Source organism: Acidithiobacillus sp. TH-A67, assembly GCF_057473545.1.
This window is the reverse complement of the sequence record NZ_JBYCKU010000005.1, coordinates 1-6244: the sequence shown is the minus strand read 5'-3', so window position 1 is coordinate 6244 and position 6244 is coordinate 1. Positions and strand designations below refer to the sequence as shown.

The 6244-nt window shown below is 55.4% G+C and carries 7 protein-coding genes; 6 read left to right on the top strand and 1 reads right to left on the bottom strand.

From position 1 onward, the window contains the following. Positions 1–164: 164 nt before the first annotated feature. The 5 genes from AC2VNM_RS01025 (at position 165) to AC2VNM_RS01005 (ending at position 5261) form a co-directional block, all read left to right on the top strand. Complete coding sequence (locus tag AC2VNM_RS01025) at positions 165–1694, top strand: exonuclease domain-containing protein (RefSeq protein WP_483167087.1); 1530 nt, start codon at positions 165–167, stop codon at positions 1692–1694. Continuing rightward, positions 1681–1866: a hypothetical protein gene (locus tag AC2VNM_RS01020; RefSeq protein ID WP_483167088.1), complete on the top strand. Its 186-nt coding sequence runs from the start codon at positions 1681–1683 to the stop codon at positions 1864–1866. Before AC2VNM_RS01025 ends, AC2VNM_RS01020 begins: the two co-directional genes overlap by 14 nt. Positions 1867–1898: 32 nt before the next feature. Next, on the top strand, positions 1899–2897 hold the full coding sequence (locus AC2VNM_RS01015) for a L,D-transpeptidase family protein (protein WP_483167089.1): 999 nt from the start codon (positions 1899–1901) through the stop codon (positions 2895–2897). A 76-nt stretch (positions 2898–2973) separates the two neighbouring features. Then, the gene (acs, locus tag AC2VNM_RS01010; protein WP_483167090.1) at positions 2974–4917 is read left to right on the top strand and encodes an acetate--CoA ligase; all 1944 of its coding nucleotides are present in this window, start codon (positions 2974–2976) and stop codon (positions 4915–4917) included. A 98-nt stretch (positions 4918–5015) separates the two neighbouring features. Beyond that, a complete protein-coding gene (locus tag AC2VNM_RS01005; RefSeq protein WP_483167091.1) occupies positions 5016–5261 on the top strand; it encodes a hypothetical protein in 246 nt (81 codons plus the stop codon). 116 nt (positions 5262–5377) lie between these two features. On the opposite strand, the gene AC2VNM_RS01000 is transcribed toward AC2VNM_RS01005, so the two are convergent. Continuing rightward, positions 5378–5779, bottom strand: coding sequence for a DUF4168 domain-containing protein (locus AC2VNM_RS01000; protein ID WP_483167092.1), 402 nt, complete (start codon positions 5777–5779; stop codon positions 5378–5380). Between the two features lie 213 nt (positions 5780–5992). Between AC2VNM_RS01000 and AC2VNM_RS00995 the strand changes: the two genes are divergently transcribed. After that, positions 5993–6151: a hypothetical protein gene (locus tag AC2VNM_RS00995; RefSeq protein WP_483167093.1), complete on the top strand. Its 159-nt coding sequence runs from the start codon at positions 5993–5995 to the stop codon at positions 6149–6151. Positions 6152–6244 lie beyond the last annotated feature (93 nt).

Below are 6244 nucleotides of genomic sequence, written 5' to 3'. Positions count from 1 at the left end.
TACCCCACCGTAGATCGTCCTGGAAAGTAATCCATACCCAGGAGAACCGGACATCTCTATCTTGCCCAACACCGGACATTTCTAATGTGCTTTGACACTCATCTGTAGCAGCATGTAGCAGCATCTACTATGATGGTCGCCGCAAAGCACAATAGAATGAACGCATGAAAGATCTTGCCCCCTCCCTCGACCGCTTGCTTGCTGAACTCGGGCAGCCCATCGTCTGCCTGGATCTGGAAACCACGGGCGGACGCCCCCAGCAGGACCGCATTCTCGAGATCGGCATGGTGACTCTTGCGCCGGGACGAGAGCCTCGGGAATGGAGCCAGTTACTGGATCCCGGTTGCTCTGTTTCCCCCTATATCACGCAGTTGACCGGGATTCACCCAAACATGCTCCGCGATATGCCACGCTTTGAGGATATCGCTGCGAGCTTGGCGCTCCACTTGCAGGGGCATATTCTGGTCGCCCATAACGCACGCTTCGACCTCGCCTTTTTACGCCAGTCTTTCCAGCGCGTTGAGATCCCGTTCAAAGCGAAGGCCGTATGTAGCGTCAAAGTCTCTCGGCGACTTTTCCCCCAAGAAACGCGTCATGGTCTGGACGCCATCATTCATCGCCTGGGAGTCTCCTGTCGCAATCGTCATCGTGCCCTGGACGATGCGCGAGTCGTTGCGGAATTTCTCCGACGCCTTGCCGACGAGCGTTGTCCCGAACTCGTGCAGGCCTGCAAACTGCAATGGGAGCAGGAATGTCTTCCTCCCAATCTCGATCCAGAAATCATTCGCAGCATTCCCAATCGGTCGGGGGTCTATCTGTTTTTTGGGAGCAATGAGATTCTCTTGTACATTGGCAAAAGTATTCACCTGCGCAAACGAGTACTGGAGCACTTCCGCAACGATTTCCGGCAGGACCGCGAAATGCAGATCGCGCAGCAGGTGGAGCACATCGAATGGCTAGAAACCCAAGGCGAGTTGGCCGCACTGCTACTGGAATCGCGTCTAGTGAAAGAGAAAAATCCTCTCTATAACCGCCAGTTGCGCAGAAAAATGGAGCTTTGCACCATAGTTTGGGCTGGCCCGGGGAGCGCAACACCGCAGATCCACTGCGGCGAGGCGATTCGGCCAGGCGTCTGCCACGGGATATTCGCCAATCGCCGCAGTGCGAAAGCTGCACTCAAGCGCCTGGCACAGGAATGGGGACTTTGCGATATTCGCTTGGGGCTGCAAAAAGGCAAAGGCGCCTGTTTTGGTTTCCAGATCAAACGCTGTCGTGGCGTGTGTACCGGCCAGGAATCTACGGCGGAGCATGATGAAAGACTGTATACCGCCCTGCAGATTTTGCAAGTCCAACACTGGCCATTTCCCGGACCTATCGGCATTCCCGAAGACGACACTGGCGCCTCCATCCATGTTTTTGATCACTGGTGCCATATGGGAATCTTACGAGAAGATACCGGAATAGTAGAAAAATTCACGGAATCGGCCAGCTTCGATGCCGATACCTATCGCATATTACTTCGCTACCTCAATCGCTCTCCGCAACAATGGATACCATTGGGCCAGGATTGGGATTGTCGGTCAAAAACGGCGAGGGAACCAATCAGCGTCCAAAGTGGTCAACAGATCGTCATTCATAACCCCAGGGAACGCCGCTATGATTCGGTTTGGAAAAGAAGAAATGCCCGCTGTTAACTGCCATGCCTGTCAGGGCAGCATGCAGGACATGGGTTCACATGGGACCTGCATGGGCGGCTTGACAGTTGGGGTAGGCGCCGCGCTGGTTGGCAGGAAAATGGCCGACGATGCAGAAGAAGCCGTCGAGAAAAATGGCGGTGCGGGTCTTCGTCTGTCCGCAATGTCATGAAATCCCTGAAATATCAGGGTGGACTCTGAGCCTTGTCTGAAACATCTGGCGTGCTTCGCAGACGACTGCTGACCCTGTGCCTGGTGCCAGTTCTGGGAGCTTTCGCTGGTAATAGTTTTGCTGCAGGAAATCTTGCAACCAACGCCAATGCCTGGCAGTGGGTGTGGCAAAAACTGGCGCGCTACGGCTACGTTCATGTTGTCTACGGCAGTTATATGGAACGCTATGGTGCGGTGCGCACGGTCGCCGCCTGGGATATTGCCGTTCCACAAAAATTGCAAGATTTATCGAACCGCTGGGGCTACTCTGCGTTAAACCCGGCATTCCGCAGTGGAGTGATCCAATTTGAACGGGCTAGCAAGATCCTGCCCGCCAATGGCATCTCTCGGGGACGAGTCAATGCGACCCTGATTGCCCGGCTGGAAGCAGGGCATATTCCCTACAACCCCTATCCGTTTCAGTGGGTCGAGGTTCGCAAAGGTCATCATCCTGAACAACTACGGATCTGGCAGGTGCCGCCCTCTACGGCAGGTGACCTCCATAGGAAGGGTCGCTGGGGCTATCATTCGGTAGTCAACACCGGAGTGTTACAGTCCACGCCAGATGGGAGTTGGCCGATATATCAGCGCCTTGCCGACACGACGATGCACGGCACTTTTCCCATCCGCGTCACAAAGACAGAATATCTCCGTCTATCGCCGGATAAACGCGGACATTATCACGGTCATCTGGTCTACTGGCAACGCTATGTCGCGCCAAATGTGCGTTTTGTCAATTATTTTTATGACGGTCGAGCAATCCACTTCTACCCGCGCAAGAGTTATGGCTGGCCACAAAGCGCCGGATGCGTAGAAATGCCCTATAAAAGCGCAAAGCATCTGTTTCACCTTTTGCATTATGGGGATCTGGTATCCGTGGTTGGGCATTACCAGCCTTTCTCTCCGCCCAAGGAGAGACTACTGCTTGCCGAAGAAGAGCTGCGCAAAAGGATCATAGAAAATATCCAGCAGCAAGCCTCCGGCTCTGCGTGAGCCTGTGGCCCACTGGACTCCCGTTTGCCAGTTGCCGGCAGAGGTCTTACCATCGTCCCATACGCCAGCAACAGCGATGACGACGATCATGACCCTATCTATCGATTCCCATCTCAACGAAGAGCGTCTTTTCCCCGTCCCCGAGACATTCGCCGCCCGTGCGCATCTCGATCAGAGCGCATACCGGCGTCTGCAGGCCGAAGCCGAGCGCGATCCTGATACCTTTTGGGGCACCCTCGCGCGCGAACACCTGCTCTGGGAGCAGGCATTCTCGCGGGTTCTGGATCAGGGCGAGGCGCCCTTCTACCGCTGGTTTACCGACGGGAGCCTCAATGTCGCAAAAAATTGCATCGACCGTCACCTGCAGGGGGCGCAAAAGCACAAGGCTGCATTGATTTGGGAGGGAGAGGATGGCAGCATCAAGACCCTGACCTACGCGCAACTGCACCGCGAGGTGAGCCTCTTTGCCAACACCCTACGCGGCGAGAAGGTCGAGGCTGGTGACAGGGTCGTTATCTACATGCCCATGGTCATCGAAGCAGTAGTAGCGATGCTTGCCTGTGCGCGCATCGGTGCTGTGCACTCCGTGGTTTTCGGTGGATTTTCCGCCGAAGCGCTCAAGGACCGTCTGGAAGATACTGGCGCCAGGATGCTGCTCACCGCCGATGGCGCCTATCGTGGGGGAAAGATCGTGCCACTCAAACGCCATGCCGATCAGGCCTTATTGCGCGAGCACGAACATCAGGTGGAACGAGTCATTGTCTTGCAACGCACCGGCACCGACATTGACATGCTGGATGGTCGCGATCTGTGGTGGCACGAGGCAATCGCCGGGCAGTCGGCCCACTGTCCTGCTCCCGCTCTTCCCGCCGAGCACCCCCTCTTCATCCTCTATACCTCGGGCAGCACCGGCAAACCCAAAGGGATTCTGCACAGTAGCGCTGGTTACCTGCTCTGGGCAAAGCTCACCAGCCGTTGGTCTTTCGACCTGAAAGAGGACGACGTGTACTGGTGTACCGCCGATGTCGGCTGGATCACCGGGCACAGCTATGTGGTCTATGGCCCCCTGGCCAATGGCGCCACTGTCTTTTTGTATGAAGGCGCTCCCATGTACCCCCAACCAGACCGCTTCTGGTCCATGGTGGAGCGCCACGGCATCAGTGTCCTCTACACTGCGCCAACGGCCGTGCGCGCCTTCATGAAGATGGGCGACAGCTGGGTCAAGAAACACGATCTCAGCAGCCTGCGACTGCTGGGGAGCGTGGGCGAACCGATGAACCCCGAAGCGTGGATCTGGTATCGCGACGTCATTGGCGGCGGGAAATGCCCCATCGTTGATACTTGGTGGCAGACGGAAACTGGCGGGCACATGATCGCCCCCCTGCCAGGAGTCAGCGCCAACAAGCCCGGCTCCTGCGCCCTACCCTTGCCCGGAATATCCGCCAAGGTGGTGAATGAGCAGGGCGAGGAAATCCGCGCCGCCGACCAGGGCGGTTATCTAGTCATCGATCGCCCCTGGCCGGGTATGTTGCGGGGCGTCTGGGGCAATCCCGAACGCTACGTTCAGACCTACTGGGCAAAGTTCGGCAACCGCTATTATATTGCCGGCGACAGCGCCCGACGCGACAAAGACGGCTACTTTTGGGTGATGGGCCGCATCGACGACGTTCTCAATGTATCCGGCCATCGCCTGGGTACAGCGGAGATCGAATCCGCTCTCGTTTCTCATCCCGCCGTCGCTGAGGCCGCCGTCGTCGGCATTCCGCATGAGATCAAGGGAGAAGCGGTATCTGCCTTCGTGATCCTCAAGGCCTCCCACAAGGGAGACGATCATGATCAGCTGAGCGCGGTGTTACGCGCGCAGGTAACTGATCTGATTGGCGCCATTGCTCGTCCCGATGACATCCACTTCGTCGACAGTCTGCCCAAGACCCGCTCTGGTAAGATCATGCGCCGTCTGTTACGCGCGCAAGCCCGCGGCGAGGAAATTACGCAGGATATCAGTACGTTAGAAGATTGAGCGAAAGATATCGGCCGAGCAATTGCAGAACTTGCAGAAAATATCTCGAAGGATCAAGATATTGCAGTCTCAAGGCAAGCAGTTCCGGAGATCCACTCATGGAAGGGAAACGCTACTGGTTTCCGGCCAAGCGCAACGGCTTCGGCTGGGGTCTGCCGCAGGTATGGCAAGGTTGGCTTGTGCTTGCTGGCTACGCCGCAGGCATGCTGGGAGCGGCTTTTCTGTTCCCTCCCAGTCACGCTCCCGTGGGTTTCTGGATAGCGGTAAGCATACTAACCGGCATTTTGGTTTCGACCTGCATTCTCAAGGGTGAGCCACCCGAATGGCGTTGGGGTGATCGCTAAGTTTTTTCTCAACTCCACGTAGCGTCAGACCAGCGTCAGCCTGGAACTCTCACCCATTCTCCACAAGCCAGAAACAGCAATAACGACCTATTACACTGGCCGTCATGCAGAGACGTTTACCCCAATCCATGCAAAGCAGACTCGGTCCGTTTGGCAAAAGCTGGATCGGTCTCGGCCTTTTTCAATAACGCCTCATATTTCCTGGGCGTCAGATGATGCTGCGCGAGGATCGCGGTAATTTGCTTGTCATAACCTTCCAGCTTTTGATGTTTTTCTTTTTCGCTCATGCTTTTATTGGAAATCACGGTATGCGCCTGCATATCGATGGGTTGAATTTCCTTCACGGCCGCGGCGAAGTGATGCAGCTCCTGCTGATCCACATGCAGCTTGGCAGGGGATGGAGACATCGGCTGGTCCGGTCTTGTCTGCGCTGGCATCGCGGTGCTGGCCAATGCCAAAGTGCTGCCAAAAATCAAAGTTGCAGAAGACAAAACACCAAGAATAATTCCTTTTTTCATGAACTCTCCTTTTTGGACTACGCTGTACATAACGAAACCAGACCGTAACAAGGATAATCATCCATTGTCAAAACTGAATTGTTAATTGTTATATATCAGGACAGAATTGTATAACTTTTCATCCTGTCAAATTTGTTCACAAATGGACTTGATTGCGCTGGCGACTTCTATAATGCTGCGTTATCATCACCGGTTTCTACTGGAATCGAAGCTGTGACAGAAAACTTTCATCCACGGCGCAGTGTATTTCTTCTCGGCAGCCTCAGCGCCTTCGGTGCACTATCCATCGACATGTACCTGCCGAGTTTGCCAACCCTGCAACAGCACTTTCAGGTCAACCAATTCGCTATCCAGCTTACCCTTGCCGCTTGACATCGACGGCCTGAGTTTCGAAGAACTGCTGGAGCTCAACCAGCGCGTGGTGGCGCGCCTGAAAATGCTCGAATCGATGCAGGCGCACATGGA

Excerpts from the sequence above, each read along its gene's own strand:
- AC2VNM_RS01000 (WP_483167092.1), bottom strand. The coding sequence starts at position 5,779 with ATGAAAAAAGGAATTATTCTTGGTGTTTTGTCTTCTGCAACTTTGATT.
- AC2VNM_RS01020 (WP_483167088.1), top strand. The coding sequence starts at position 1,681 with ATGCCCGCTGTTAACTGCCATGCCTGTCAGGGCAGCATGCAGGACATG.
- AC2VNM_RS01005 (WP_483167091.1), top strand. The coding sequence starts at position 5,016 with ATGGAAGGGAAACGCTACTGGTTTCCGGCCAAGCGCAACGGCTTCGGC.
- AC2VNM_RS01025 (WP_483167087.1), top strand. The coding sequence starts at position 165 with ATGAAAGATCTTGCCCCCTCCCTCGACCGCTTGCTTGCTGAACTCGGG.
- acs (WP_483167090.1), top strand. The coding sequence starts at position 2,974 with ATGACGACGATCATGACCCTATCTATCGATTCCCATCTCAACGAAGAG.